At 41.5% G+C, this 1408-nt stretch carries 2 protein-coding genes; one reads left to right on the top strand and one right to left on the bottom strand.

The genetic code is table 11. From position 1 onward, the window contains the following. The coding region (locus A3763_RS29015) for a hypothetical protein (protein WP_197483029.1) at window positions 1-806 on the top strand (806 nt) is incomplete at its 5' end. 94 nt (window positions 807-900) lie between these two features. Here the strand turns inward: A3763_RS29015 and A3763_RS21150 are convergent. After that, window positions 901-1408, bottom strand: a 508-nt coding sequence (locus tag A3763_RS21150) for a glycerophosphodiester phosphodiesterase (protein WP_197483028.1), incomplete at its 5' end; no start/stop codon positions are given.

Below are 1408 nucleotides of genomic sequence, written 5' to 3'. Positions count from 1 at the left end.
ACATCGAATATGATGTTTTGCCAGACAGTATTAAATTAGCCTGTCGCAATGACAGCTGCACTACTTTGGTTGATATTCTTGCAGTTGTTCGTGTAGATAATCATCCAAACAATGAAGTACTTTCAATGACCTTGGACTTATCGACGTTTGGTATTGCCTCTGATGAAATATCCACTATTTTTGAATCATCAGAGAAACCGCTTAGCGGGCCCATTCAGTTATCTGAAAATGGTGAATTGATCTACTTCGGATCTGGGCATCAACTTACTCTGGCTTCACTAGAGGTGCCGGTGGCAGGCAGTTTGTTGCATAAATCATACGGTTTAGCTGAATACTCGACGTTTTATGATCTTCATGAAGAAAACCAGCACTTCATTGCTATCGTTGACGATCCTAGTTCTTTATTTAACTCTCAAGAAACGCGGGCAGTCTATATCGAGGACAATAAGCCTACAGATGATGGCGAACCAACAAAGTATCTGATACAGCAAGCCACAGAAGATGAGCTAATGATGAAAGTCTTGCCGCAACAAGTCGCAGGCCAGAGTGACTTTGCGTTATTAAGTGTGTATGACTCGCTCGTCGATATAATGCCTATCGGTGTGACGGATCAAGATTCAGACGGGATGCCGGGAATATTCGAGATGCTTTACGGCTTGGATGATAGTGACCCAAGCGATAAGTTCAAAGACTTGGATAAGGATAATTTAACAAATATCGAAGAGTATCTGTTAAATACTAAACCTGACAATTCGGACTCTAATGATAATGGGGTTTCAGATTTTCAGGAAGCGTATTTGAATTAAAGATGAAGGCTAAGGGTGATTATGTTCCGCTCTTAGCCTTATGGTAAGTAGCCGTTTTTGGCTTGCCTAGCTTAGTTGTTTGAAAGCGCGATATCTAATTAAAGTGATGCAGTGCAGAGCTCGGAATATCAGTGATAATACTATGAACGCCCATTGCTTTTAGGGTTTCCATTCTTTCAATACTATTCACCGTCCAACATGATACCTCAAGCCCATAAGATTTTGCGTTTCTCAATAAGGTTGGGCTAATCAACCTGTTGTTGATGACCAGTAGCTTGCAATCGAGCGATACAGCGGTCTTCAATGGCCTGCGATACCGGTATTCTGCGACATAGCCGGTGTCTATTTCTGGCGATAATCGGTTTATTTCATGTAGAATCCAGCGGCTGGCAGAAGTAACCGTTGCCTTATCATAAAGATTATTGCTGCGAAAAAAATCTTGTAATCGCTTTACAATTAGTTTCAATACATGCCGATGATCGTTCTTTACTTCAAATTGCCAGCTTCGAGTATTTGGTACGCTATCTACCACTTCTTGTAGGTGTGGAATGTAACAGGGAGAGTGCCAGCCTGGTGTATTATGTCGGGAATCAACTTTGCTT

Source organism: Oleiphilus sp. HI0128, from assembly GCF_001635365.1.
This window is presented reverse-complemented; position numbering and strand designations above follow the sequence as displayed.